At 72.3% G+C, this 23591-nt stretch carries 27 protein-coding genes and 2 tRNA genes; 20 read left to right on the forward strand and 9 right to left on the reverse strand.

All coding sequences use genetic code 11. The annotated features are described in order from the left end of the window. Positions 1-966 carry a PLP-dependent cysteine synthase family protein gene (locus BJ993_RS17295; protein ID WP_036541083.1) on the forward strand — a complete coding sequence of 322 codons (966 nt, stop codon included), beginning with the start codon at positions 1-3 and terminating at the stop codon, positions 964-966. Positions 967-991: 25 nt separating this feature from the next. On the opposite strand, the gene BJ993_RS17300 is transcribed toward BJ993_RS17295, so the two are convergent. After that, positions 992-2047, reverse strand: coding sequence for an alkaline phosphatase family protein (locus BJ993_RS17300; RefSeq protein WP_179650213.1), 1056 nt, complete (start codon positions 2045-2047; stop codon positions 992-994). Between the two features lie 108 nt (positions 2048-2155). Between BJ993_RS17300 and murI the strand changes: the two genes are divergently transcribed. After that, complete coding sequence (murI, locus tag BJ993_RS17305) at positions 2156-2986, forward strand: glutamate racemase (RefSeq protein WP_036541086.1); 831 nt, start codon at positions 2156-2158, stop codon at positions 2984-2986. Next, positions 2983-3804 carry an MBL fold metallo-hydrolase gene (locus BJ993_RS17310; RefSeq protein ID WP_179650215.1) on the forward strand — a complete coding sequence of 274 codons (822 nt, stop codon included), beginning with the start codon at positions 2983-2985 and terminating at the stop codon, positions 3802-3804. The genes murI and BJ993_RS17310 overlap by 4 nt, the downstream gene beginning before the upstream one ends. On the opposite strand, the gene BJ993_RS17315 is transcribed toward BJ993_RS17310, so the two are convergent. Together BJ993_RS17315 and BJ993_RS17320 are read right to left on the reverse strand one after the other, a co-directional pair. Then, a complete protein-coding gene (locus tag BJ993_RS17315) occupies positions 3792-4472 on the reverse strand; it encodes a response regulator (RefSeq protein WP_179650217.1) in 681 nt (226 codons plus the stop codon). The genes BJ993_RS17310 and BJ993_RS17315 overlap by 13 nt on opposite strands. Continuing rightward, positions 4469-5698, reverse strand: a complete 1230-nt coding sequence (locus BJ993_RS17320) for a sensor histidine kinase (protein WP_179650219.1) — start codon at positions 5696-5698, stop codon at positions 4469-4471. The genes BJ993_RS17315 and BJ993_RS17320 overlap by 4 nt, the downstream gene beginning before the upstream one ends. 129 nt (positions 5699-5827) lie before the next feature. Between BJ993_RS17320 and BJ993_RS17325 the strand changes: the two genes are divergently transcribed. From BJ993_RS17325 to rdgB, 5 genes are all read left to right on the forward strand, one after another. Beyond that, the gene (locus BJ993_RS17325; protein WP_036540766.1) at positions 5828-6745 is read left to right on the forward strand and encodes an ABC transporter ATP-binding protein; all 918 of its coding nucleotides are present in this window, start codon (positions 5828-5830) and stop codon (positions 6743-6745) included. Further along, positions 6742-7611, forward strand: a complete 870-nt coding sequence (locus BJ993_RS17330) for an ABC-2 transporter permease (protein ID WP_036540768.1) — start codon at positions 6742-6744, stop codon at positions 7609-7611. Before BJ993_RS17325 ends, BJ993_RS17330 begins: the two co-directional genes overlap by 4 nt. An 80-nt stretch (positions 7612-7691) precedes the next feature. Further along, positions 7692-8450 (forward strand): SGNH/GDSL hydrolase family protein, encoded by a 759-nt coding sequence (locus BJ993_RS17335; protein WP_179650221.1) that lies wholly within the window; start codon positions 7692-7694, stop codon positions 8448-8450. A 21-nt stretch (positions 8451-8471) separates the two neighbouring features. Continuing rightward, on the forward strand, positions 8472-9179 hold the full coding sequence (gene rph, locus BJ993_RS17340; protein ID WP_179650223.1) for a ribonuclease PH: 708 nt from the start codon (positions 8472-8474) through the stop codon (positions 9177-9179). Continuing rightward, complete coding sequence (rdgB, locus tag BJ993_RS17345) at positions 9173-9778, forward strand: RdgB/HAM1 family non-canonical purine NTP pyrophosphatase (RefSeq protein ID WP_179652392.1); 606 nt, start codon at positions 9173-9175, stop codon at positions 9776-9778. Before rph ends, rdgB begins: the two co-directional genes overlap by 7 nt. A 10-nt stretch (positions 9779-9788) precedes the next feature. Here the strand turns inward: rdgB and BJ993_RS17350 are convergent. The 3 genes from BJ993_RS17350 to bcp all read right to left on the reverse strand — a co-directional run bounded on the left by BJ993_RS17350 (position 9789) and on the right by bcp (position 11700). Continuing rightward, a tRNA-Leu gene (locus BJ993_RS17350) sits at positions 9789-9870 on the reverse strand. Between the two features lie 93 nt (positions 9871-9963). Beyond that, positions 9964-11187, reverse strand: a complete 1224-nt coding sequence (locus BJ993_RS17355; RefSeq protein ID WP_179650225.1) for a hypothetical protein — start codon at positions 11185-11187, stop codon at positions 9964-9966. 27 nt (positions 11188-11214) lie between these two features. After that, on the reverse strand, positions 11215-11700 hold the full coding sequence (bcp, locus tag BJ993_RS17360; protein WP_179650227.1) for a thioredoxin-dependent thiol peroxidase: 486 nt from the start codon (positions 11698-11700) through the stop codon (positions 11215-11217). A 130-nt stretch (positions 11701-11830) separates the two neighbouring features. Here bcp and BJ993_RS17365 point away from each other — a divergent pair, with 130 nt between their 5' ends. From BJ993_RS17365 to BJ993_RS17420, 12 genes are all read left to right on the forward strand, one after another. Further along, positions 11831-12517 (forward strand): energy-coupling factor ABC transporter permease, encoded by a 687-nt coding sequence (locus BJ993_RS17365; protein WP_036540780.1) that lies wholly within the window; start codon positions 11831-11833, stop codon positions 12515-12517. Continuing rightward, complete coding sequence (locus BJ993_RS17370; protein ID WP_218864735.1) at positions 12514-12837, forward strand: PDGLE domain-containing protein; 324 nt, start codon at positions 12514-12516, stop codon at positions 12835-12837. The genes BJ993_RS17365 and BJ993_RS17370 overlap by 4 nt, the downstream gene beginning before the upstream one ends. Before the next feature lie 10 nt (positions 12838-12847). Beyond that, positions 12848-13558, forward strand: coding sequence for a cobalt ECF transporter T component CbiQ (cbiQ, locus tag BJ993_RS17375; RefSeq protein WP_179650228.1), 711 nt, complete (start codon positions 12848-12850; stop codon positions 13556-13558). Next, positions 13555-14325, forward strand: a complete 771-nt coding sequence (locus tag BJ993_RS17380; RefSeq protein WP_036540787.1) for an energy-coupling factor ABC transporter ATP-binding protein — start codon at positions 13555-13557, stop codon at positions 14323-14325. The genes cbiQ and BJ993_RS17380 overlap by 4 nt, the downstream gene beginning before the upstream one ends. Beyond that, a complete protein-coding gene (locus BJ993_RS17385; protein WP_036540789.1) occupies positions 14322-14576 on the forward strand; it encodes a DUF3618 domain-containing protein in 255 nt (84 codons plus the stop codon). The genes BJ993_RS17380 and BJ993_RS17385 overlap by 4 nt, the downstream gene beginning before the upstream one ends. Positions 14577-14601: 25 nt before the next feature. Beyond that, the gene (locus BJ993_RS17390) at positions 14602-14901 is read left to right on the forward strand and encodes a GroES family chaperonin (protein WP_179652394.1); all 300 of its coding nucleotides are present in this window, start codon (positions 14602-14604) and stop codon (positions 14899-14901) included. Between the two features lie 170 nt (positions 14902-15071). Continuing rightward, positions 15072-17507, forward strand: a complete 2436-nt coding sequence (locus BJ993_RS17395) for a penicillin acylase family protein (RefSeq protein WP_179650230.1) — start codon at positions 15072-15074, stop codon at positions 17505-17507. 10 nt (positions 17508-17517) lie between these two features. Further along, entirely contained in the window at positions 17518-18294 is a 777-nt protein-coding gene (locus tag BJ993_RS17400; protein WP_179650232.1) for a crotonase/enoyl-CoA hydratase family protein, read from the forward strand. 19 nt (positions 18295-18313) lie between these two features. Then, a complete protein-coding gene (locus BJ993_RS17405; RefSeq protein WP_036540797.1) occupies positions 18314-19252 on the forward strand; it encodes a WYL domain-containing protein in 939 nt (312 codons plus the stop codon). After that, positions 19249-20235 (forward strand): WYL domain-containing protein, encoded by a 987-nt coding sequence (locus BJ993_RS17410; RefSeq protein ID WP_036540799.1) that lies wholly within the window; start codon positions 19249-19251, stop codon positions 20233-20235. The genes BJ993_RS17405 and BJ993_RS17410 overlap by 4 nt, the downstream gene beginning before the upstream one ends. A 26-nt stretch (positions 20236-20261) precedes the next feature. Then, the gene (locus BJ993_RS17415; RefSeq protein WP_036540800.1) at positions 20262-20669 is read left to right on the forward strand and encodes a DoxX family protein; all 408 of its coding nucleotides are present in this window, start codon (positions 20262-20264) and stop codon (positions 20667-20669) included. 113 nt (positions 20670-20782) lie between these two features. Then, positions 20783-20950 (forward strand): hypothetical protein, encoded by a 168-nt coding sequence (locus BJ993_RS17420; RefSeq protein ID WP_179650234.1) that lies wholly within the window; start codon positions 20783-20785, stop codon positions 20948-20950. Between the two features lie 11 nt (positions 20951-20961). Here BJ993_RS17420 and BJ993_RS17425 read toward each other — a convergent pair whose 3' ends face one another. The 3 genes from BJ993_RS17425 to BJ993_RS17435 form a co-directional block, all read right to left on the reverse strand. Then, positions 20962-21690 (reverse strand): ANTAR domain-containing protein, encoded by a 729-nt coding sequence (locus BJ993_RS17425; RefSeq protein WP_179650235.1) that lies wholly within the window; start codon positions 21688-21690, stop codon positions 20962-20964. 103 nt (positions 21691-21793) lie between these two features. Beyond that, positions 21794-21866: transfer RNA gene (locus tag BJ993_RS17430), tRNA-Lys, on the reverse strand. 67 nt (positions 21867-21933) lie between these two features. Then, positions 21934-23502: a phytoene desaturase family protein gene (locus BJ993_RS17435; RefSeq protein ID WP_179650236.1), complete on the reverse strand. Its 1569-nt coding sequence runs from the start codon at positions 23500-23502 to the stop codon at positions 21934-21936. Positions 23503-23591 lie beyond the last annotated feature (89 nt).

Consider the following 23591-nt stretch of genomic DNA (forward strand, 5'->3'; position numbering starts at 1 on the left):
GTGCGCTACGACAGTCTCCTGACCTCGGTCGGCAGCACGCCGCTCGTGGGGCTGCCGCGACTGTCGGCACCGTTCAACTCCCCGGGCGCACCGGAGGTGCGGATCTGGGCCAAGCTCGAGGACCGCAACCCGACCGGCTCGATCAAGGACCGCCCCGCCCTGAAGATGATCGAGGAGGCGGAGAAGGACGGCACGCTCCGTCCCGGCTGCACGATCCTCGAGCCGACGTCCGGCAACACCGGCATCTCGATCGCGATGGCGGCCAAGCTCAAGGGCTACCGCACGGTCTTCGTGATGCCCGAGAACACCTCCGAGGAGCGGCGTCAGCTGCTGCGGATGTGGGGCGCCGAGATCGTCTCCTCGCCCGCAGCCGGCGGCTCCAACGAGGCCGTGCGCGTCGCGAAGCAGATCGCCGCCGAGCACCCGGACTGGGTGATGCTCTACCAGTACGGCAACGCGGCCAACGCGCTCGCGCACGAGGAGGGCACCGGGCCCGAGATCCTCGCCGACCTGCCGTCGATCACCCACTTCGTCGCGGGCCTGGGCACGACCGGCACGCTGATGGGAGTGTCCCGCTTCTTCCGCGGCGCGAAGCCGGAGGTGCGCATCGTCGCCGCCGAGCCGCGCTACGGCGAGCTCGTCTACGGCCTGCGCAACCTCGACGAGGGCTTCGTGCCCGAGCTGTACGACGCCGAGCTGATCGACAGCCGCTTCTCGGTCGGCCCCCGCGACGCCGTACGCCGCGTCCGCGAGCTGCTCGAGCTCGAGGGCATCTTCGCCGGCATCTCGACGGGCGCGATCCTGCACGCGGCGCTGGGCCAGGCCGCCAAGGCGGTCAAGGCCGGCGAGTCCGCCGACATCGCCTTCGTGGTCGCCGACGGTGGCTGGAAGTACCTCTCCACCGGCGCCTACGAGGGCACCATCGACGAGGCCGAGGACCGGCTCGAGGGCCAGCTCTGGGCCTGAGGCCCCTCCTCGTGGCTCCTCGTGGCTACTCGTGCCAGGTGAGCCGCTGGGCCTTGTTCCACAGGCTGCCCGGCACCGGCCCGAGGCCGAGCACCCGGGTCGCGAGGTTGGCCAGGTCGCCGTTGCGGATCGGCTGGACGCCGGTGAACAGCGGACGGGTCATCCCCGGGTCGCGGAAGTACGTCGGGTTCAGCTGGTAGAGGTTGCCGTGGTCGACGCCGCGACCCCACACGACGAAGGGGATGCGGTAGTTGTCGTAGCGCGTCGCGACGTCGTGGCCCGTCGTACCCGGTGTGCCGCCGTGGTCGGCGGTGAGGATCACGAAGGTCGTGCGGCGCAGGGTCGTGTTGCCCCGGATCGTCGCGAGGACCTGCCCGACGAGCTGGTCGAGGCGGACGACGGCGTTGAGGTAGGCGGTGCTCATCCACCCGCTCGCGTGGCCGACCTGGTCGGCGAGGCCGAGGTGGAGGAAGGCGAACGAGCGCCGGTTGGCGACGATGTCCTGGCGGAAGATCGTGGTCAGCGCGGTGTCGTCCTCCTCGCGGATGACGGTGCGGTCGACGGCGGCCGGCCAGGACCGGGTGAAGAGCGAGAACTTCGTCTTCGTGGAGAAGAGCGACGTGCGCCCGCCGGCGGCGTGGACGGCGCGGAACACCGAGGACACGTCGTGGCCGGCGGCCTGCTGGACCGTCGTACCGGCCCGGTCGGTGTTCCAGGTGACGCCGTGCCCACCGTGGTCCGCGTCGATGCGACGTCCGGTGACCATGCTCGTGTGGTTGGGCAGGGTCACCGTCATCTCGACCTGGGCCCGCGCGTTCAGGGTGAAGGCGCCCTCCGCGAGCATCCGGTAGAGGTTCGGCAGGCGGGTGCGCCCCAGCTGCGTGATCGCCTTCGGGTTGAGGCCGTCGAGCGAGATCGCGACGACCCGCGTGTCGGTGATCGCCGCCACCTGGGCGAGCTGGGGCCGCTCGTGCGCCGCCCGCGGCGAGCCGGAGCAGGCCGCGAGGAGGGGCAGGAGGAGCGCGAGGACGAGGGCGGGGACGATGGCGGCGAGTCGCCCGAGCCGGCTACCGGAGGTCACGCGACCACGCTAGGACATCCGCGGGCGTGACGCCCGCCATGACGTGATCTGGGTCCCGGAATGCCGACCGCGCGGGTACCGACGCCGTAGTCTGGGCGGGTGCGGCACCTGGACCACCCCGACGCTGGCGTCCCCCTCGACGTCGATGCGCCCATCGGGATCTTCGACTCCGGGTTCGGTGGGCTCACCGTCGCGCGGTCCGTGATCGACCAGCTGCCGCACGAGTCGATCACCTACGTCGGCGACACGGCGCGCCAGCCCTACGGCCCCAAGCCGATCGGCGAGGTCCGCGAGTACGCCCTCGAGTGCCTCGACCACCTCGTCGAGCAGGGCGTCAAGGCCCTCGTCATCGCCTGCAACTCCGCGTCGGCCGCGATGCTGCGCGACGCCCGGGAGCGGTACGACGTCCCGGTGGTCGAGGTGATCTACCCCGCCACCCGGCGCGCCGTGGCCGCGAGCCGCAACAACCGGATCGGTGTCATCTGCACGCGCTCCACCGCCGAGTCGATGGCCTACGACGACGCCTTCGCCGCGGCGCCCCAGATCTCCCTCGCGACCCGCGCCTGCCCGCGCTTCGTCGACTTCGTCGAGGCCGGCGTCACCGGTGGTGACGAGCTGATCGCCGTCGCACATGAATACCTCGACCCGCTGAGCGAGCTCGGCGTCGACACCCTGATCCTCGGCTGCACCCACTACCCGCTCCTCACCGGTGTCATCTCCTACGTCATGGGCGACGAGGTGACCCTGGTGAGCAGTGCCGAGGAGTGCGCGAAGGACGTCTACCGGATGCTCGCCGACACCGGCCTGATGCGGCCGGGCGGCGATCCGTCGTACACCTTCGCGACCACGGGCTCCCCGGCGGAGTTCGAGACGATCGGGCGCCGGTTCCTCGGCCCCGAGCTGGTGGCGGCCGGACAGTTCGCAGGGGGACTCGCATGAGTGAAGACGTGGCACCGGAGACGACCCGGCTCCGGCTCGCGGCCCAGCCCGACGACCACCAGGTCAAGGTGACCGTCGTCGGCTGCTCGGGCTCCTACCCGGGCCCGGACTCGCCCGCGAGCTGCTACCTGGTCCAGGCGACCGACGCGCTGCGCACCTGGAGCCTGGTGCTCGACATGGGCAACGGGGCGCTCGGCGTGCTGCAGCGCTATGTCGACCCGCTGCAGGTCGATGCCGTCTTCATCAGCCACCTGCACGCCGACCACTGCGTCGACATGACCAGCTACTACGTCCTGCGCAAGTACCACCCCACCGGCACCCAGCCGCGGATCCCCGTCTGGGGCCCGAAGGGCACCGCGAAGCGGCTCGCGAAGGCCTACGACCTGCCGCGCAAGCCGGGCATGCGCGAGGAGTTCTCCTTCCGGGTCTACGACAAGCCGATCACGATCGGCCCGTTCACCGTCGAGCCGTTCGAGGTCGACCACCCGGTCCCGGCGTACGGCCTGCGCGTCAGCGCCTTCGGCAAGGTGCTCGCCTACAGCGGCGACACCGGTCCGACCGCCGCGCTCGACTCGATCGCGGCGGACGCCGACCTCTTCCTGTGCGAGGCGTCCTTCCGCTCCTGCGACGACAACCCGCCCCACCTGCACCTCACCGGCGAGGAGGCCGGCGAGGTCGCGACCAGGGCCGGCGTCAAGCGCCTCGTCGTCACCCACGTGCCGCCGTGGCACGACGCGCAGACGATGCTCGCCGAGGCCAACAAGACCTACGACGGCCCGACCGAGCTCGCCGCGATGGGCGCCGTCTACGAGCTGTAGCTGCCGTCGACCGGGTGGCCGGCATCGCGGATGGTGAGCGCGATCTGCACCCGATTGGTCGTCTCCAGCTTCTCGAAGAGCCGCGACACGTGGCCCTTCACCGTCGGCACCGACAGGTGCAGCTCGCGGGCGATCTCCGCGTTGGACAGGCCCCGGCCGACGGCGGTCGCGACCTCGAGCTCGCGCTCGGTGAGCCGCTCCAGCCGGCGCTGCGCCTCGGCGGCCCGGCCGCTGCCGGAGTCGGTGCGGACCCGCTCGATGAGCGTGCGCGTCACCGACGGCGAGAGCATCGGGTCGCCGTCGGCGACCTTGCGGATCGCGGCGACGATCTCGCCCGGCGGCGTGTCCTTCAGCAGGAACCCGTCGGCTCCGGCGGCGAGTGCCCCGACCACGTAGTCGTCCGCGTCGAAGGTGGTCAGCACGATGACCCGCGGCGGGCGCGGCTCGGCGTGCAGCAGGCGGGTCGCGGCGAGCCCGTCGAGCACCGGCATCCGGATGTCCATCAGGACGACGTCGGGGCGCAGCTCGCGCGCCAGCGCGACGCCCGCGCGCCCGTCGGCCGCCTCACCCACCACCGCGATGTCGGGCTGCCCGCCGAGCATCAGCGCCAGCGCCGAGCGCACCAGCGGGTCGTCGTCGACGACGAGGACCCCGGTCACGTCACTCATTCCGGCTCACCTGTCGGCCTCCCGCCCGTCTCGTCGGAGGACCACGGTAGCCACGCCCGCAGCACGAACGACCCCTGCGCGGGGCCGCCCGGCGACTGGTCCTCGACCCCGTGGGCCAGCCAGCCACCCCGCAGCTCGGCGCGCTCGGCCAGGCCGACCAGGCCCAGGCCGGCGCCCGGCGTCCGGGTCGGGCCGAACCCCAGCGCGTTACGCAGCACGACGTCGACGCCCTCCGTCGGCGAGCCGCCGACCTCGACCCGCAGCGTGGCCGCGGGCGCGTGCTTGGTCGCGTTGGTGATGCCCTCCTGCACGATCCGGAAGACGGTGCGGCCCACCGCCGCGGGCGGCGGCTCGTGGCCGGCCAGCCGGTCGTCGTACTCGATGACGGCGCCGGCGGCGCGGGCGTCCGCGACCAGGCGGCCGAGGTCGTCGTACGTCGGCTGGGGGCCCGTCAACGGAGCGGCTGCCTCGTCGTCGCGCAGCACGCCCAGCACCTCGCGCAGGTCGGTGAGCGCCTCGTGCGCCTTGTCCTGGATGACGGCGAGGCTGCTGCGCATCTCGTCGGCGGACAGGTCGTCGCGGAAGGTGAGGGCCCCGGCGTGCATCGAGATCTGGGAGATCCGATGGGCGAGCACGTCGTGCATCTCCCGGGCGATCCGGGCGCGCTCGGTGGAGCGGGCCTGGCTGGCCCGCAGGTCGCGCTCGGCCTCGGCGGTCTCCGCGCGCTGGCGCAGGGTCCACAGCAGCTCGCGGCGCGAGCCGATGAACATGCCCCACGCGGTGATCGCCAGCACCACGGCGACGGTGACGGCGAGGTTGAGCCACCAGGGGTCGACCGAGTCGGCGTCGCTGGGCTGGACGGCGTAGTAGACGAGGCTGAACACGACGTTGAGCACGCCGACGGTGATCACCTGCCACCAGCGCCGCCGGGTCGCGAGCGACACCGTGGCGAGGGCCGCCGGTCCCGCCGAGAGCGAGCTGAGCGGAGCCATCAGGATCGTGACCACGGCGATCGCGAACGGCCAGCGACGCCGGAAGGCGACGAGCACGAACGCCAGCAGGCCGACGAGGAGGTCGGTCCAGAACAGCAGCGGGTGCCGGTCGAGCTGGGCATCCATCACGGGTGACCAGACGAGGAGGCCCAGCGCGAGCGCCAGCGCGTAGCGCCACAGGTGCCCGTACCAGCGCAGCCGCGGCTGGTACTCCTCGGGCACGGGCTGGTCCATGGGTCGAGCCTAGGGTCCCGACGGCGGGTGGGGGAGCGTCCCCGGGACGTCGTGCCCCCTACTTAGGTCGGGGTGGGTTCGGGCCGCGGGTCCGATGTTTGGCGAGCCGTCATCGGGCAGGCTGGGGCCATGATCACAGTCGACCGACTCACGGTCTCGTACGGCGCGTTCACCGCCGTCGACGACGTCAGCTTCGTCGCCCAGCCGGGCCGCGTCACCGGCTTCCTCGGGCCCAACGGCGCCGGCAAGTCCACCACGATGCGGGTCATGGTCGGCCTGACGCCGCCCACGCGCGGCCACGTCACGATCGGCGGCCTGCTCTACCGCGACATCCCCAACCCGGGTCGCCACGTCGGCGTCCTCCTCGACGCGGGCGCGCAGCACGCCGGCCGCACCGGCCGCGAGATCCTGGCCATCGGCGCCGAGACCATGGGCCTGCCGAAGACGCGTGTCGACGAGATGCTCGCGCTGGTCGGCCTGACCGACTCCGAGGCCAAGCGCCGGCTGCGCAACTACTCGCTCGGCATGAAGCAGCGCCTCGGCATCGCGCACGCGCTGCTCGGCGACCCGTCGGTGCTGATCCTCGACGAGCCGGCCAACGGCCTGGACCCGGCCGGCATCCGGTGGATGCGCGGCCTGCTCAAGGGGTACGCCGACCGCGGCGGCACCGTGCTGCTCTCGAGCCACCTCCTGCACGAGGTCGAGCAGATCGCCGACGAGATGATCCTGATCGGCCACGGCCGGATCGTCGCGCAGGGCGACAAGCAGACCCTGCTCGCCAACGCCGGCGGCGCCGACGTCGCGCTGGTGACCTCGCTCGACAACGCAGCGCTCGGCGCGGCGCTCACCTCGGCCGGTCACGCGGTGGAGCCTGCGGGCAGCGGCCTCAAGGTCGCCGCCTCGACCGAGCAGGTGGGGCGTGCCGCCCTCGCTGCCGGCGTCGTGCTGACCGACCTCCGGTCCGGCGGCGCCGGGCTGGAGGACCTCTTCCTCGAGCTCACCTCGTCGACCCAGCGCGACGCCTTCCCGAACGGAGTCCCGGCATGAGCAGCCTCGCCGCACCCCCGCAGACCCTCGACGTCTCGAACACCCCGGCGGTGCCGTTCGGCCGGCTGGTCAAGGTCGAGTGGCGCAAGATGCTCGACACCCGCGCCGGGCTCTGGCTGCTGATCATCTCCGCGGGCCTGCTCGCGCTGATCTCGGGCATCGTGCTGCTGGTCGTCGCGCTCGCCGACGTCACCCCGCCGAGCGCCAACGACTGGCTCAACATCATGACCATCCCGGTCTCGATGCTCGTCCCGGTCATGGCGATCACCATCGTCACCCAGGAGTGGAGCCAGCGGACCGCCATGGTCACCTTCGCGCTGGAGGCCAGCCGGCTCCGCGTGGTCCTCGCCAAGCTGGTGGCGGTCATGGCGCTCGGCGCCGCGACGATCGTGCTCGCGGCGGTGCTCGGCCTCGTGGGCAACGTCGTCGGCGCCGCTATCGCCGGCACGGACGCCGACTGGAATGTCACGGTCGGTGCCTTCGGCTGGGCACTGGCGACCCAGGTCCTCTACCTGCTGATGGGCTTCGGCTTCGGCCTGCTGCTCCTGAGCAGCCCGGCCGCGCTCGCGCTCTACTACGTGTACGTGTGGATCCTCGAGGGTGGCGTGATCATCCCCGGCATCATGTACGTGCTGTGGTTCTCGTTCGACTGGGCGCAGTCGATCCTGCCGTGGATCAGCATGCGGCTCTCGATGCTGCCCTTCCAGCTCAGCGACGACGACGTCCGCACGATCGAGCAGGACCTCGGAGCCACCCTCGACACCGGCGCCCTCGGGATCGCCCGCGTCATCACGTCCGTCCTGATCTGGGTGGGGATCCCGCTGCTGCTCGGCACCTGGCGACTGCTGCGCGCCGAGGTGAAGTAGCCCCAGCACTTCACCCACCATTGCCGGACACGTCACCGTGGCGGAGCCTGCTGCTAGCAGGCTCCGCCACGGTTTCTGTCGTGGGCAACGGATACCTGCGCTTCGCCGCCCTCGGCGACAGCACCACGGTCGGCCTCGGAGACCCGGTCCCCGGCGGAGGCTGGCGGGGCTGGGCCCGCCTGCTGAGCGAGGCCCTGCAGGCGTCGTACGACGTCTCCTTCTGCAACGTGGCGATCTCCGGCGCGACGGCGGCGGTCGTGCGCGAGCAGCAGCTGGCCGAGGCGGTCGCGCACCGGCCCGACCTCGCGTCGCTGCTCGTGGGCGTCAACGACACCTTGCGGTCGACCTGGGACCCCGCGCGGCTGCGGGAGGACCTCCTGCACGTCGCGGCCGAGCTGACCGGTGCCGGCGCGACCCTGATGACGGTGCGGTGGCACGACCACGGCAGCATCCTCGGCCTGCCGCGCCTGGTGGTGCGGCCGATCACCGAGCGGATCGAGGTCGTCAACGAGGTGTACGACGAGGTGCACGCGACCTTCGGCGGCCTCCGGCTGGACCTCGCGCTGATGCCCGAGGTGCTGGACAGGGCGAACTGGTCGATCGACCGCTTCCACCCCTCCGAGGTGGGCCACCGGGCCCTGGCGCGGGCGTGGGCCGAGCGGCTGCGGGCCGCCGGCTTCGAGCTGCCGCTGCCCGGTGCGACGCCGGAGGGCGGCTGCCCGCCGAGCTGGCGGCGCGACGTGGCGTGGATGGTGGCCGAGGGCGCTCCGTGGGTGGGGCGTCGCGCGCGTGACCTCGGTCCGTGGGCCGTGCGCAGGGCTGTCGTGGCGATGCGCTGACGCCTCGGTAGGTTGGGGCCCATGAGCACCCGCGAGGACGGCCGCGCCGACGACGAGCTGCGACCCATCACGATCACCCGCAACTGGCTCGACCACCCGGCCGGCTCCGTGCTGGTCGAGTTCGGCCGGACCCGCGTGCTGTGCGCGGCGTCCGCCTCGGAGGGCGTCCCGCGCTGGCGCAAGGGCTCCGGCCTCGGCTGGGTCACCGCCGAGTACGCCATGCTCCCGGCGGCCACGAACACCCGCTCCGACCGCGAGTCGGTCAAGGGCCGCATCGGCGGTCGCACCCACGAGATCAGCCGCCTGATCGGCCGCTCGCTGCGCGCGGTCATCGACAACAAGGTGCTCGGCGAGAACACCATCCAGATCGACTGCGACGTGCTCCAGGCCGACGGCGGCACCCGCACGGCCGCGATCACCGGTGCGTACGTCGCGCTGGCCGACGCCTGCGCGAAGCTCGGCGTCCCCGGCGCGCTCACCGGGTCGGTCGCCGCCGTCAGCGTCGGCATCATCGACGGCGTCCCGCGCCTCGACCTGCCCTATGTCGAGGACGTCCGCGCCGAGACCGACATGAACGTCGTGATGACCGGCGACGGCAAGTTCGTCGAGGTGCAGGGCACCGCGGAGGGCGCGGCCTTCGACCGCGCCGAGCTCGACGCGCTGCTGGCGCTGGCCGAGAAGGGCTGCGCCGACCTCACCCTCCTGCAGCGCCAGGCCCTGGGATCGTGAAGGTCCTCGTCGCCTCGCGCAACGCCAAGAAGCTCGAGGAGATGCGGCGGATCCTGGCCGAGCACCTGACATCCGTCGAGGTCGTCGGCCTCGACGACGTCGAGCCGTTCGAGGAGCCGGTCGAGGACGAGCCGACCTTCGAGGGCAACGCCCTGCTGAAGGCCCGCGCGGGAGTGGCCGCCACCGGCCTGCCGACCATCGCGGACGACTCCGGCCTGTGCGTCGACGCGCTCAACGGCATGCCCGGAGTCCTGTCCGCCCGCTGGTCCGGCCCCCCGAAGGACGACGACCGCAACAACCAGCTGCTGCTCGCGCAGCTGGCCGACGTCCCGGACGAGCGGCGTACCGCCCACTTCGCGTGCGCCGTGGCGCTCGTCCACCCCGACGGCCGTGAGCTGGTCGTCGAGGGGCGGATGGACGGCACCGTCATCCGCGAGGTGCGCGGCAGCGGCGGCTTCGGGTACGACGTCCTGTTCGTCGCCGACGAGCAGCCCGGCCGTACGACGGCCGAGCTGAGCCGCGAGGACAAGGACGCGATCTCGCACCGCGGTCGGGCGCTGCGCGAACTGGCACCGCTGGTCGCCGACTTCCTCGGCTGAGACTTGCGCGTGCCGGAGGCGGGACTCGAACCCGCACACCCGAAGGCACGGCATCCTAAGTGCCGCGTGTCTGCCAGTTCCACCACTCCGGCTCGAGCGCGCCCGAGTCTAGGGCTTCGGCGCAACGACAGCGGGCGAGGCCCGGAGGCCACGCCCGCTGTGCGCTTCGATCAGGGAGGACCCGGTCAGCTGGTCCACACCCAGGTGCTGAGGATCTTGTCGAACTGGTCGAGCACGTCGTCGTCGCCCTCCTTGAGGGAGACGGTGATCGAGTAGCCCTTGTCGCCGCTGATGACCAGGTGCGAGCGCTGGACCACGTTGACACCGCCGTCGTTGGTGCGGGCGATGTTGACCGTCAGCGCGGTCTGGCCGCCGATGGAGACGTTGGCGCCGTCGTTGACCTCCGCGGTGGAGTCGCCGGAGACCAGCGCCTTCTTCCAGTTGTCCTTGAGGTCGTTCGGGTCGGTGTAGCCGTAGGACGACTGGGTCTCGACGATCACGTTGCCGCGGGCGGTGTTGAACGTGTCGCCCCACAGGAAGACCTTGTCGAGGGTCTCGAGGTCGGAGTTCTGCGCCTTGAACTCCTCGGTGCCGTCGGTCCAGCCCTTCGGCACCTGCAGCGTGTAGCCGAGTCCCTCGAAATGGTCGCCGCCGATGTCGGGGACACTGCTGCCGTCGTCCTTGCCGTCGTCCTTGCCGTCGTTGCCGGACGAGGTGTTCTTGTCGTCGCCGCCGGCCTTCTTGTCGTCGTCGCCGCCGAGCGCGACCGCGGCGATGATGCCGCCGACGACCAGCACCAGCACCGCGACGACGGCCGCGATGATGATGCCCGTCCTGCCCTTCTTCTGCGGGGCCGGCTGGGACCAGCCGCCGCCATAGGGCTGCTGGGGCGCGCCGTAGCTGCCCGCGACGGGCTGCACCGCCGGCGCCGGCTGGTGCGGCGGCGACACGATGGGCTGCTGCGGGTGGGCGACCGGCGAGGTGACGGGCGACTGCAGCGGGGGCTGGACCGGCGACTGGACCGGCGGGCCGGGCGGAGGCGGCGGCGCCGCCGTACCGGCGTCCGGGTCGAGACCGGTGACGAGGCCCTCGGGGACCTTGCCGAGCGCGTAGCCGAGCACGGCCACGGCCCACTGGCAGCCGCGTACGTCGGCGCTGCCCCGGTCACGCGCCAGGCGCTGGCCCGCCGACTCGACGGCGTCGGCAGGGTTGGCGCCGCTGTCGAGCATGGTGACCATGCCGTCGAGCGCGCCGAGCCGGACGGCGTCGGTGAGCAGGTTGATCGTCCCACTGGAGGCCTGGCCCTCGTCGAGGTAGTCGTCGAGGGAGCCGCGGAACGCGGTCGCGTCACGGAACAGGTCGTGGCCGTGGTCGCGGGCGAGGTCGGCGAGCGCCTGGTGCAGCTTCATGGATGTCCTTCGGGTGGGTCAGGGAGCTCAGGCCGACAGGCCGAGGTCCCTGCGGAGCTTGGCGACGTGGCCGGTCGCCTTGACGTTGTACTGCGCGAGCTCGATCGCACCGTCGGCACCGACGACGAAGGTGGACCGGATGACGCCCTCGACAATCTTGCCGTAGAGCTTCTTCTCCCCAAAGGCGCCGTAGGCCTTGTGCACGGCCAGGTCGGGGTCGGAGAGCAGGGTGATGGTCAGGCCGTCGCGATCGCGGAACTTCGCGAGCTTCGCCGGGGCGTCCTTCGAGACGCCCACCACCGTGTAGCCGGCGGCCTGCAGCGAGTCCAGCGAGTCGGTGAAGTCACAGGCCTGCTTGGTGCACCCGGGCGTCATCGCCGCCGGGTAGAAGTACACGATCACCTTGCGGTCACCGGAGAGCAGCGACGCGAGGCTCACCTGCTCACCGGTGTCGGAGGTGAGGTCGAAGGCAGGGGCGGTGTCGCCGGGGGAGAGGCGGGCCTGGTCGCTCATGGGATGGGAACTCTCCTGATGGGCAGGTGCTGTTGCAAATGGCATGCAATAAGGTGGTCGTCGTTCGTGACCATCCAACTACATCCATGCCGATGATGTGGGACAGCCTTCCCCGAACAGGAGCAGCGCCATGCACGTGCCTGACGGATTCCTCGACGCGCCGACCTCGGTCGCCACGGGGGTGGTCGCGGCCGCGGGCGTGGGGGTCGCGCTGCGCAAGGCGCGTGCCGAGCTCGACGACCGCACGGCGCCCATGGCCGGGCTCGTCGCGGCCTTCGTCTTCGCGGGACAGATGATCAACTTCCCCGTCGGCGCGGGCACGAGCGGCCACCTGCTCGGAGGGGCCCTGGCCGCCGTGCTGGTCGGGCCGTGGACCGGAGCGCTGTGCATCAGCGTCGTCCTGCTCGTGCAGTCGCTCTTCATGGCCGACGGCGGGCTGACCGCGCTCGGCACCAACATCACGCTGATGGCGATCGTGGGTGCCTTCGTCGGGTACGCCGTCTTCCGGCTCGTGCTCGCCGTGCTGCCCCGTAGGGCGGGGTCGGTCCCGGTGGCCGCGGCGGCCGGCGCGTTCGTGTCCGTCCCGACCGCGGCCGCGGTCTTCACCCTCCTCTTCGCGATCGGCGGCACCGCCGACGTCGCGACCGGCAAGGTGCTGGCCGCGATGGTCGGCTGGCACGTCGTGATCGGGATCGGCGAGGCGATCGTGACCGGCCTGGTCGTCAGCGCCGTGATCGCCTCCCGCCCGGACCTCGTCCACGGCGCGCGGGGCCTGGCCACGCGCGCACCGCTCGTCACCTCGGAGGCAGCCGCATGAGGGGCACCATGACCCGCCAGCGCAGGTTCCTGGCCATCGGCCTGCTCGTCGCCCTGCTCGTCGCGGGCGTCGGCAGCTACTACGCCAGCAGCCACCCCGACGGCCTCGAGTACGTCGCCGGCAAGACCGGCTTCCTCGACAGCGCCGACGACCCGGTCGACACCGGCAGCCCCTTCGCCGACTACGGCACGAAGGGCGTCGACGACGAGCGGCTCAGCGGCGGCATCGCCGGCGTGGCCGGCGTCGGCCTGACCCTGCTCATCGGCGGCGGCCTGTTCTGGGTGCTGCGGCGGCGCCCGGCGCCGCAGCGGCAGGACTGACGGCCCGGCCATGGGCGCAGGTCACGGCCACCGGCTGCACTTCCACGGCCACTCCGTGGTGCACCGCGCGCCGGCGCACCTGAAGGTGCTGGCGCTCCTGGCCTTCGTCCTGGTCGTCGTCGCCACGCCCCGCGACTGGTACGCCGCCTACGCGGTCCACCTCGCGGTCCTGGTCGGCGTCATCGTGGCCGCGCGGGTGCCGTTCGGCTACCTGCTGCCACGGATGGTCATCGAGGTGCCCTTCCTGCTGTTCGCGGGGCTGATCCCGTTCATCGCGGAGGGCCCGCGCGTCGCCGTACCGATGCCGGGCGGGTGGGAGCTGAGCCTCTCCGAGTCGGGGCTGGTCGCGGCCTGGGGACTGGCAGTGAAGGGCACGCTCGGCGTCCTCGCCTCGCTCACGCTCGCCGCGACGACGGAGCCCACCGACGTCCTGCGCGGCCTCCAGCGCCTGCACGTCCCCGACCTCCTCGTGCAGATCATGTCGTTCATGGTCCGCTACCTCGACGTGGTCACCGGCGACCTCGGCCGGATGGTGACCGCGATGCGCTCGCGCGGCGTCGACCCACGCTCCCCGCGGCACTGGCCGGCCCTCGCGCGCACCCTGGGCGCCCTCTTCGTGCGCTCCTACGAGCGCGGCGAGCGGGTGCACCTCGCGATGCTCTCCCGCGGGTACGACGGCCGCCTCCCCGATCCCGAACCGACTGCTGGAGCCGCGCGATGACCCCCGTCCTCGACCTGCAGGGAGTGGCCTTCGCCTATCCCGACGGCCACCAGGCCCTGTTCGGCGTCGACCTGCACGTGCACCCCGGCGAGCGGGTCGCCCTGCTCGGCCCCAACGGAGCCGGCAAGACCACGCTGGTGCTCCACCTCAACGGCATCCTGTCGGCGGAGTCCGGCCACGGCGAGGGCAGCGTGTCGGTCAGCGGGCTGCCGGTGACGAGGAAGAACCTGCTCGAGATCCGCCGCCGCGTCGGCATCGTGTTCCAGGACCCCGACGACCAGCTCTTCATGGGATCCGTGCGGGCCGACGTCGCCTTCGGCCCGGCCAACCTCGGGATCAAGGGCGCGGCCCTGGAGAGGCGGGTGATGGACGCGCTCGAGCAGGTCGGCATGGCCGGGTTCGCCGACCGCCCGCCCCACCACCTGTCCTTCGGGCAGCGCCGCCGGGTGGCCGTCGCGACCGTGCTGGCGATGGAGCCCGAGATCCTGGTGCTCGACGAGCCCAGCTCCAACCTCGACCCGGCCTCGCGCCGCGAGCTCGCCGACATCCTGCGCGGGCTCGACGTGACGCTGCTGATGGTCACCCACGACCTGCCCTACGCGCTGGAGCTGTGCCCCCGGTCCGTGGTCCTCAGTGGCGGCCGCGTCGTCGCCGACGGACGCACGTACGACGTCCTCACCGACGACGAGCTGATGCGTGCCCACCGGCTGGAACTCCCGTGGGGCTTCGACCCGCGCACCGTGCCGGTTGATAGCCTGCCCGGGTGAGTGACACTCCCTCTGACATCGAGCGTGAGATCGAGGAGGCGCGCGAGCGCCTCGCGGGCACGATCGACCAGCTGCTCTACCGCTCGCACCCCAAGACGATCGTCGGTCGCGAGGTGGCGCAGGTGAAGGCGTACTACGTCGACGCCGCGACGGGGGAGCCGCGCACCGACAACATCCTGAAGACCGTCGGCGGCGTGGTGGGCGTCATCGCCTTCTTCGTGGCCGTCCGCGCGATCACGCGCACCCGCTGAGGTGTCCGACAAGACCCCCATCAAGATGCTGCACGACCGCATCTTGTGCGAGACCGACACCGAGGCCGGCGAGCGCCGCTCCTCGGGCGGCATCGTCATCCCGGCCACGGCCGCCATGGGCGCTCGGCGCCTGGCCTGGTCGCGCGCCGTCGCGGTGGGCCCGCACTGCCGCGCCGTCGTGGCGGGGGACCGGGTCCTCTACGACCCGGAGGACAAGGCCGAGGTCGAGGTCTCCGGTGACGTCTACGTCGTGATGCGCGAGCGCGACATCCACGCGGTCGCCGCCGACCGGCTCGGGGACGAGTCGACGGGGTTGTACCTGTAGCCGTCGTGGGAGTTTCACCGGCCGGCCGGTGAAACTCACGCTTGGACGAGGAAACTTCGTCGTCCAAGCGTGAGTTTTGTCGTCCAACTTCGGGAGAATCACCGGCCGGCCGGTGAAACTCCCGCCCCGCTGTGACGTAACCCACAACCACTGGAACACGTTGCACCCGCATGCGCTCCCCCCGCGTGCTGGCCCTGCTCGCTGCGTCCCTCGCCCTGCCCGCCCTGGCGCTCGCCGGGCCCGCTGGCGCCGGGCCCGCTGACGCCAGCCCCAGCCCGTCGGTGGAGGCCCCGGCGCCGTACGACGCGACGATCCGGATCACCGCGCACGGCATCCCGCACATCACCGCGTCCGACTGGGGGTCGCTGGGCTACGGCAGCGGCTACGCGACGGCGTCCTCGTCGATCTGCAACCTCGCAGACACGGTGCTGACCGCGCGGGGCCAGCGTTCGCGGTACCTCGGCGGTGAGGAGCGCTACCGCGACGGCGTCTCGCTGGACGCCACCAACCTGCAGGTCGACGCGTTCGTCACGGACCTGCACAACCGCAAGGTCGTCGAGACGCTGCTGGCCTCGCCTGCCGGTCCCACGACGCGGGCGCGGGCGATGGTGAAGGGCTACACGGCGGGCATCAACCGCTGGCTGCGCGAGAACGAGATCACCGACCCGGCCTGCCGGGACGAGGACTGGATCAAGCCCGACGCGACCGAGCTCGACCTCTGGTACGGCGTCTACATGGCCAACCTGATCGCCTCGTCGGGCAACTTCCTCAAGGAGATCGTCGAGGCGGACCCGCCGACGCTCGACGACCCCGGCCTGCCCGACCTCGGCATCGACCTGCCGCTGCCGACGACCAAGGAGGAGGTCGCGGCCTACGCGAAGCAGGTCGACAAGCAGGCGCTGCTCGAGTCGTTCGGCCAGGACGACGACTTCGGCTCGAACGCCACCGCGATCGGCGGCGACAAGAGCTCGACCGGTCGCGGGCTGCTGCTGGGCAACCCGCACTTCCCGTGGGTCGGCCGCTACAAGTTCACCCAGCAGCACCTCACCATCCCCGGGCGGTACGACGTCGCCGGCGCCTCGCTCATCGGCTCGCCGGTCGTCAACATCGGCTGGAACAAGGACGTCGCCTGGAGCCACACCGTGTCGACGGCGTACCGCTTCACGCCCTACGAGTACCTCACCGTCGGCCCCGGCCCGCTCTACCTGACCGCCAGCGGGCTGCTCCGCAAGGCCGAGCGCCGCTTCGTCGACGTCCAGGTCAAGCAGGCGGACGGCTCGCTGGCGACCGTGCGCGAGGACCTCTGGCGCACACCGCAGGGCTACGTCATCGACAGCCCCTCGCAGTTCATGGGCTGGTCGCCGCTGAGCTTCTGGGCGATCCGGGACGCCAACGCCGAGCACCTGCGCACCATCGACACCTTCCTCGCGATGGGGGAGGCGACGAGCAGCCGCGACCTGCTCGCGAAGCAGGACGCCGGCGGCGGCATGCCGTGGGTCAACACGACCGCGGCCGACCGCCGGGGCGAGGTCCTGTACGCCGACCACAGCGTGGTCCCGCACGTCACGAACGCGATGGCCAACCGCTGCCTCACCCCGGTCGGGCTCCTGCTCAAGACGGTCGCCGGGCTGCCCGGCCTCAACGGCCTGCTGGCCGACGGGCTGTGCAGGTGGGGGACCGACGCGGATGCCCAGCGGGCGGGGATCCTCGGCCCGGCGAAGCTCCCTGCCGTCGTACGACGTGACTGGGTGATGAACGCCAACGACTCGTACTGGACGCCCAACGACAAGGTCCGGCTCGAGGGCTACGCCACCATCATCGGCTGCGAGAAGTGCGCGCGGACGATGCGGACCCGGATGGTCCAGCAGTACGTCGTGGACCGGCTCGCCGTCGGCAAGGAGACGCCGGCGACGCTGCGGGGCCACGAGTTCGAGAACAGGGTGCGTGCCGCCGAGGTGATGCGGGCCGGCGGCAAGCTCGACGAGGTCTGTGCCAGGACTGGGGAGACAGAGGCCTGTGCCGTGCTGAAGGCGTGGGACGGCCATTCCGACACCACGTCGGTCGGCACGCACCTGTTCGAGGCGTTCGTCGAGAGGGCGCCGACCGGGACGAACCTGTGGTCGGTCCCCTTCGACCCGAAGGACCCGCTCAACACCCCGCGGGGCCTGAAGACCGGGACGGCGGTGGTGAAGGCGATGCAGGAGGCCATCGACGCGGTCCGCGACGCCGGTGTGCCCTTCGATGCTGCGTGGGGCACGCTGCAGGTCGCCGGTGACCGGGGCGCGCCGCCGCTGCCGATCAGCGGCGGCAACGGCGACCTGGCCGGCAACGCCAACGCGGTCGCCTCCCGCAACCCGGCGTCCAACACCGACCGCTACAAGCCGATCAGCTACGGCTCGTCGCACATCCAGGCGGTCAGCTACCTGGCCGACGGCTCCGTCGACGCCCGCACGCTGCTGACCTACAGCCAGTACGAGGACCCCGCCTCGCCGTGGTCGTGGGACCAGACGAAGCTCTACTCCCAGGAGCAGTGGGTGCGCTTCCCGTGGACGTCCGCGCAGATCGACGCGGCACTCGTCCGGACGGTGAGCCTCGCCGGGAGCTAGCCTCCACCCCATGTCCGTCGAGGTCGAGAAGCACGGTCCGGTCACCGTCGTCACGCTGTCGCGCCCGGAGGTCCGCAACGCGGTCGACGCCGAGCACGCCCGCCTGCTGACGGAGGCCTTCACGGAGTTCGACGCGGACGAGTCCGCCTCCGTCGCGATCCTGTACGGCGCGCACGGGGTCTTTTGCGCCGGCGCCGACCTCAAGGCCGTCTCCGAGGGTCGGGTCGACGTCGGCGCTCCGGGCGAGGGCCCCGACGCCGGGCCGGCCGGGATGGGGCCGACCCGGATGCTGCTCTCGAAGCCGGTGATCGCCGCCGTGGAGGGGTACGCCGTCGCGGGCGGCCTCGAGCTCGCCGTGTGGTGCGACCTGCGGGTCGTGGACCCGGAGGCCGCCTTCGGCGTCTTCTGCCGCCGCTGGGGAGTGCCGCTCATCGACGGCGGCACGGTCCGCCTGCCGCGGCTGATCGGCCACTCGCACGCCCTCGACCTGATCCTGACCGGCCGGGAGGTCGGTGCCGACGAGGCGCTGCGGATGGGCCTCGCCAACCGGGTCTCCGCCCCCGGCCGGGTGCTGGAGGAGGCGCTGGCACTGGCTGCCCAGCTCGCCGCCTTCCCGCAGACCTGCCTGCGCCAGGACCGCCTGTCGTCGTACGGGCAGCACGGACTGGACCTCGACGCGGCGCTCGCGCTCGAGTGGAAACACGGGCTCGTGTCGCTGTCCGCCGATACCCTCGACGGTGCCTCGCGCTTCGCGGGCGGCGCGGGCCGCCACGGCGCGTTCGAGTAGACATTTCGGGAGGGACGACGTGGTCAAGGGACCCGGGCGCGACCAGCGTGGCCCGATGGAGCGGCTGGTGCGGATCGCTGCCTACCTGCAGGCCCACCCCGAGGTCGGGGTGCTGGGGGAGGAGCTGATCAAGGTCGCCGGGTTCGAGGGCGGCCGCGACGCCGGCACCCAGCTCAAGCGGGAGCTGGGCCACCTGGAGGCCCAGGGCTGGCAGATCGAGAACGTCAACGGTCCCGGCGAGCCGGCGCGCTACCGGATGACCACGGTCGACAACCGGTTGCGGGTCCGGCTCACGCCCGGCCAGCAGGCCGAGCTGCGCCGCGCCGTGCTGCTCGCCCGGCGCGAGGACCTGGTCCAGCGGCTGGGTCTGCCGGCGGGGTCCGCCGGTGACGAGCTGCCCGTCCCGGCCGCCGTACGGGCTGCGACGCCGGACGCGCTGCCCCTGGTGGTGGACGCCGTGCGCGACCACCAGCTGCTGTCCTTCACCTACAAGGGCACCCGGCGCACCGTGCACCCCGAGTCGGTGCGCAACCAGAACGGAACCTGGTACCTCCGTGCCGTCGAGGACGCGGACCTCGCCGAGCCCGTCGTGAAGGCGTTCGTCGTCTCCCGGATGTCGGGTGCCGAGGCACACGCCCCGGGGAGCGCGCAGCGGGTCCCGGCCGTGCGCCACACCGGGCTGCACCCGATGTCGTGGGAGATCGACCCGCCCGTCGAGGTCACCCTCCGCACGCCCGCGCACTACGAGGACGACGTGCGACGCTGGCTCGGCGAGCCCGAGGGCGTCGAGCCCGACGGCGACGGGGCGGTCCGGATGCGCTACCGGGTCACCCACCGCGCGGCCCTGCGCACCCGCCTCAACGAGCTCGGCGACCGGGTCCGCATCGTCGAGCCCGAGGAGGTCCGGGCCGAGGTGATCGCGGCCCTCGACGCCGCACGCGGAGGTTCCACCCGATGAGCACGCCCAAGTACGTCGAGCGGTTCGCCCGCCTGCCCAAGGTCTTCGAGCGCCTCCAGCGCCACCCCGACGGCCTGCCGCTGGAGGAGCTCGCCGCCGACTTCGACATCTCCGTCCCGGCGCTGCGCGAGGAGCTGCTGGCCTTCTACACCGCCGACATCGGCGGCCGGTGGCTGCTGACGCGACCGGAGGTGCTGGAGTTCCTCGGGCCCGACGGCGACACCGAGGACCCGGGCACCGCCGGGATCGTCCGCATCGTCGCCGAGGTGCCGGCCGACATCGGGGTCGAGTACGTCGACGCCGGCGAGCTCGGCCTCGCCTACACCGCCGCGCTGGCCCTCCTCGAGACCGAGCCGGACAACGAGGAGCTCGGCCAGGCCATCGACGTCCTCACCGAGACGATGTTCGGTCCGTCCGCGGCAGCAGGCGGGCCGACGCCCTCCGTCCCGAGCTGGAACCGGCTGCTGCCCGTCTTCCGCGAGGCGCTGTCCGCCGGTCGCGCGGTGCGCATCGTCTACTCCCGCGCCTGGCACCCGGGGGTGACCGAGCGTGAGATCGAGCCCTACCAGCTGGTGCAGACCCGGCGCGGCTGGGAGGTCGACGCCGGTCCCGCCGACGACGAGGGCCGGTTGCGGACCTTCCTGCTCTCGAACATCCGGTCCGCCGAGATCGTCGACCGGTCGTTCACGGCGCCGGACGACGTGGCGCAGCGGCTCGCCGAGCAGCGGGCGACCACCCGGGTGCGGGTGCTGCTGCCGCAGAGCGCCCGCTGGGCGGCCGACTTCTACGCCGAGCAGGTCACCCTCGTCCAGGACGACGAGGAGGACGTGGTCGTCGACCTGGAGCTGCTGCCGCCGGTCGAGCGGCGCGTCGGGCGGCTGCTGCTCGCCTCCGGGCCACTCGCGACGGTGATCGACCCGCCCGAGCTGGACTCGGCGGGCGTCGTCCTCGCCGAGGAGCTGATGGTCCACCACTCGTCGTGAGGCCCCGACGGTCCTAGGCTGCGAGCATGACGCTGGCCCAGAACCTCGTCCGGATCGCCCTCGGCACGACCATGGTGGGAGCGGGGGTGACCCACCTGACGGTGGCCCGGGAGGAGTTCCGGGCGCAGGTGCCGGAGTGGTTCCCGGTCGACGACGACCTGACCGTGCTCGGCTCCGGTGTGGTCGAGATCGGCCTCGGCGCGGCCTTCGTGGCGCTGCCGAAGCGCCGGCGGCTCGTCGGCGGCCTGCTCGCTGCGTTCTTCGTCGCGATCTTCCCCGGCAACATCGCGCAGTACGTCGAGGGGACCAGCGCCTTCGGGCTCGACACCGACCAGAAGCGGCTCGCCCGGCTGTTCTTCCAGCCGGTCCTGGTGCTGCTGGCCCTGTGGGGCGGGGGTCGGCTCGGCCGGCAGCGGGGCGCGGGCGCGGACTGAGCGGCGAGCCGTCGGGAGCGGTTGTCGGCGCCGTGGCCTAGGGTGGGACCCGAGCGGCTCAGGACGGGGGCCGTGCCAGCGGGTCTCGCGACCCCTCGGCCGGAAGGCCCCCTGTGCAACCCAACAGCCCTGTCCTCGTCGAGCTCGACGGGGACAGCCTCCCCGGCCTGTTCCTCAAGGCGACCGCCGACGGCACGCGCCTGCTCGTCACGTTCGAGCAGGACGGCCACGTCTCGACCACCTGGCTCCCGGTCGAGCAGGTGCGGCTGGTCGAGGCGTAGCCGGGTCGGGCTCAGCCCTGGGGCGGGTGGTCCCCGGCCTGTCGCACCTGCTGGTTGGTCGAGTCGACGATCTCCTGCGCGATGGCACGGAGCCGGATGTTGCTCGTCGACGACGCGCGCACCAGGAACTGGAACGCCCGGTCCTCGGTGAGGCGGTAGCGCTCCATCACGATGCCGACCGCCGTGCCGATGGCCTGGCGTGAGGCCACCGACTCCTTGAGCTGGTGCTCGTGGCGCGAGCGGCCGAGCGCGATCGCGGCGTGCGCGGCGAAGAGCTCGGCGAGCTGGATCGCGTCGGGATCGATGCCGGGCTCGACGGCGTAGAAGTTCAGCCCGCCGAGCGCGCCGTCGTCGGTGTAGAGCTGCAGGCCCATCTGGGCGCGCAGACCGAGGCGCGCGACCTCCTCGACGTACCGCGGCCACCGCGTCTCGGTCTCGACGTCCTCCATCACCGTCACGCCGCCGTGGGTGATCGCGTCGTAGCAGGGGCCCTCGCCGAGCTTGTACTGGAGCTCGTCGACCTCCCAGACCAGGCGGCCGGTCCCGGCGCGGGTCTCGATCGTGCCGGAGTGGCCGTTGCCCTTGCCGGTCACGGAGATGCCGACGTGCTCGAAGCCCGGCACGGTCTGCTGGGCGGCGTGCACGATCGCGTCGAGGGTGTGCTCCAGCGACTGCTGGCCGTCGATGGCGCGCGCGGCGTCGGTGAGTGCGGAAGCGATGCGGGTGGTGTCGGACGTCACGGTCCCTCCTCGTCGTGGAGCCTTCGTGGTACCCGCGAAGGGCCCCGTCGATCCGGGAGAACGACAGAGGGCCCGGTCACGTGACCGGGCCCTCCGTGTGCGGTACACCCCCTCGGACTCGAACCGAGAACCCGCTGATTAAGAGTCAGCTGCTCTGCCAATTGAGCTAGGGGTGCATCTGGTGAAGCGAGATGGAACATTACCAGCGGCGGGGCTGGCCGGTGAAATCGGGAGGCCGCCTGGTCAACCGCGGGACTCCAGCACGGCCTGGGCCGCGTTGTGCCCGCCCAGGCCGCTGACCGCCCCGCCCCGACGGGCGCCCGAGCCGCAGAGCAGCACGGCGTCGTACGACGTCTGCACGCCCCAGCGCTCGGCGGGGGTGTCGAGCCGGGCCCGGGCGGGGGCCCACGGCCAGTCCAGGTCGCCGTGGAAGATGTGGCCGCCGGGCATCGCGAGGTCGGCCTCGACGTCCTGCGGGATCTTGGCCTCGATGCAGGGCTCGCCCGCCGGCGTGCGCATCACGACGGACTCGATCGGCTCCTCGAGCACGGCGTCGAGCGAGGCGATCGCGCGGCGCAGGGCCTCGGCCCTGGTCGCCTCGGGGTCGGCGTCGAACAGGCGGGCCGGCGTGTGCAGGCCGAAGTAGGTGAGCGTGTGGGTGCCGGCCGGGACGTCGCCGAGGATCGACGGGTCGGTGAGGGAGTGGCAGTAGACCTCGCCCGGCAGCGGGTCGGGGAGCTCGCCGCGTGTCGCGGCCGCCCACGAGACCTCGAGGTCCGAGGCGGACTCGGCGAGGTGGAGCGTGCCGGCGAACGCGACGGCCGGGTCGATGCCGGAGCGCAGCCGGGGGAGCCGCGAGAGCAGGAGGTTGACCTTGAGCTGGGCGCCCTCGGGCTTGGTGGCGGGATCCTCGCCCTCGCCGAGCAGGATCCGCAGCACCCACGGCGCGACGTTGGCCAGCACGTACCGCGCCTGCACGCTGCGCTCCCGCGTGCCGTCGTGCCACCGGACCTCGGCCCCCTCGCCGGGGCCGCCGGGGAGGATCGCGCTGACCCCGGCGCCGGTCACGATCTCCGCGCCCGCGTCGCGGGCGGCCCCGGCCAGCGCGTCGGTGACCGAGCCCATGCCGCCGACGGGGACCCGCCACTCGCCGGTGCCGTTGCCGATCAGGTGGTAGAGGAAGCAGCGGTTCTGGACCAGGCTCGGGTCGCGCAACGACGCGAAGGTCCCGATCAGCGCGTCGGTGCCCACGACGCCGCGGACGAGGTCGTCGCGGAAGCGCCGCTCGATCGCCTCGCCGAGCGGCCGCTCGACGACGTCGTGCCAGATCTGCGGGTCCACGGCAGCGCGGACCTCGGCGTCGGTGGCCAGCGGCCGGGTCAGGGTCGGCGCGACGGCTCCGGCCAGCCCGGCCACGCCGTCGTAGAAGGCCCGCCAGGCGTCGTACTCGTCGTCGGAGCCGGTGAGCTCGCGGAACGAGCGCCGGGTCGCCTCGCCCTCCTCCCGCTCGACCAGCAGGCCTGTGGCCCGCCCGTCCCGCACGACCGGCGAGTACGACGCCGTCGACCGGCTCACGAGCCGGAGGTCGAGCCCGAGGTCGGTCACCACCTGCTGCGGCAGGAGCGAGACCAGGTAGGAGTAGCGCGACAGGCGGGTCGGGAAGTCCGGGAAGGCCTGTGCCGAGACCGCCGCACCGCCGACGTGGTCGAGTCGCTCGAGCACGAGGACGGACAGTCCGGCGCGGGCGAGGTAGGCGGCAGCAGTGAGGCCGTTGTGGCCGCCCCCGACCACCACGGCGTCGTAGCGCGTCATGGACCGACCCTATGCGCAGGGGGTGGACGGAATAGCCCACCACGGCATATGGTTGACATGGCAACCAATCCGCTCGACCACCACGGAGG

This window comes from Nocardioides aromaticivorans (assembly GCF_013408525.1).
In the GTDB taxonomy this organism is placed as follows: Bacteria; Actinomycetota; Actinomycetes; order Propionibacteriales; family Nocardioidaceae; genus Nocardioides; species Nocardioides aromaticivorans.

Coding starts and splice junctions, on each gene's coding strand:
- BJ993_RS17310 (WP_179650215.1), top strand. CDS start 2,983: ATGAGTGAAGACGTGGCACCGGAGACGACCCGGCTCCGGCTCGCGGCC.
- BJ993_RS17315 (WP_179650217.1), bottom strand. CDS start 4,472: ATGAGTGACGTGACCGGGGTCCTCGTCGTCGACGACGACCCGCTGGTG.
- BJ993_RS17320 (WP_179650219.1), bottom strand. CDS start 5,698: ATGGACCAGCCCGTGCCCGAGGAGTACCAGCCGCGGCTGCGCTGGTAC.
- BJ993_RS17325 (WP_036540766.1), top strand. CDS start 5,828: ATGATCACAGTCGACCGACTCACGGTCTCGTACGGCGCGTTCACCGCC.
- BJ993_RS17330 (WP_036540768.1), top strand. CDS start 6,742: ATGAGCAGCCTCGCCGCACCCCCGCAGACCCTCGACGTCTCGAACACC.
- rph (WP_179650223.1), top strand. CDS start 8,472: ATGAGCACCCGCGAGGACGGCCGCGCCGACGACGAGCTGCGACCCATC.
- BJ993_RS17355 (WP_179650225.1), bottom strand. CDS start 11,187: ATGAAGCTGCACCAGGCGCTCGCCGACCTCGCCCGCGACCACGGCCAC.
- bcp (WP_179650227.1), bottom strand. CDS start 11,700: ATGAGCGACCAGGCCCGCCTCTCCCCCGGCGACACCGCCCCTGCCTTC.
- BJ993_RS17365 (WP_036540780.1), top strand. CDS start 11,831: ATGCACGTGCCTGACGGATTCCTCGACGCGCCGACCTCGGTCGCCACG.
- BJ993_RS17370 (WP_218864735.1), top strand. CDS start 12,514: ATGAGGGGCACCATGACCCGCCAGCGCAGGTTCCTGGCCATCGGCCTG.
- cbiQ (WP_179650228.1), top strand. CDS start 12,848: ATGGGCGCAGGTCACGGCCACCGGCTGCACTTCCACGGCCACTCCGTG.
- BJ993_RS17380 (WP_036540787.1), top strand. CDS start 13,555: ATGACCCCCGTCCTCGACCTGCAGGGAGTGGCCTTCGCCTATCCCGAC.
- BJ993_RS17390 (WP_179652394.1), top strand. CDS start 14,602: ATGCTGCACGACCGCATCTTGTGCGAGACCGACACCGAGGCCGGCGAG.
- BJ993_RS17395 (WP_179650230.1), top strand. CDS start 15,072: ATGCGCTCCCCCCGCGTGCTGGCCCTGCTCGCTGCGTCCCTCGCCCTG.
- BJ993_RS17400 (WP_179650232.1), top strand. CDS start 17,518: ATGTCCGTCGAGGTCGAGAAGCACGGTCCGGTCACCGTCGTCACGCTG.
- BJ993_RS17410 (WP_036540799.1), top strand. CDS start 19,249: ATGAGCACGCCCAAGTACGTCGAGCGGTTCGCCCGCCTGCCCAAGGTC.
- BJ993_RS17415 (WP_036540800.1), top strand. CDS start 20,262: ATGACGCTGGCCCAGAACCTCGTCCGGATCGCCCTCGGCACGACCATG.
- BJ993_RS17435 (WP_179650236.1), bottom strand. CDS start 23,502: ATGACGCGCTACGACGCCGTGGTGGTCGGGGGCGGCCACAACGGCCTC.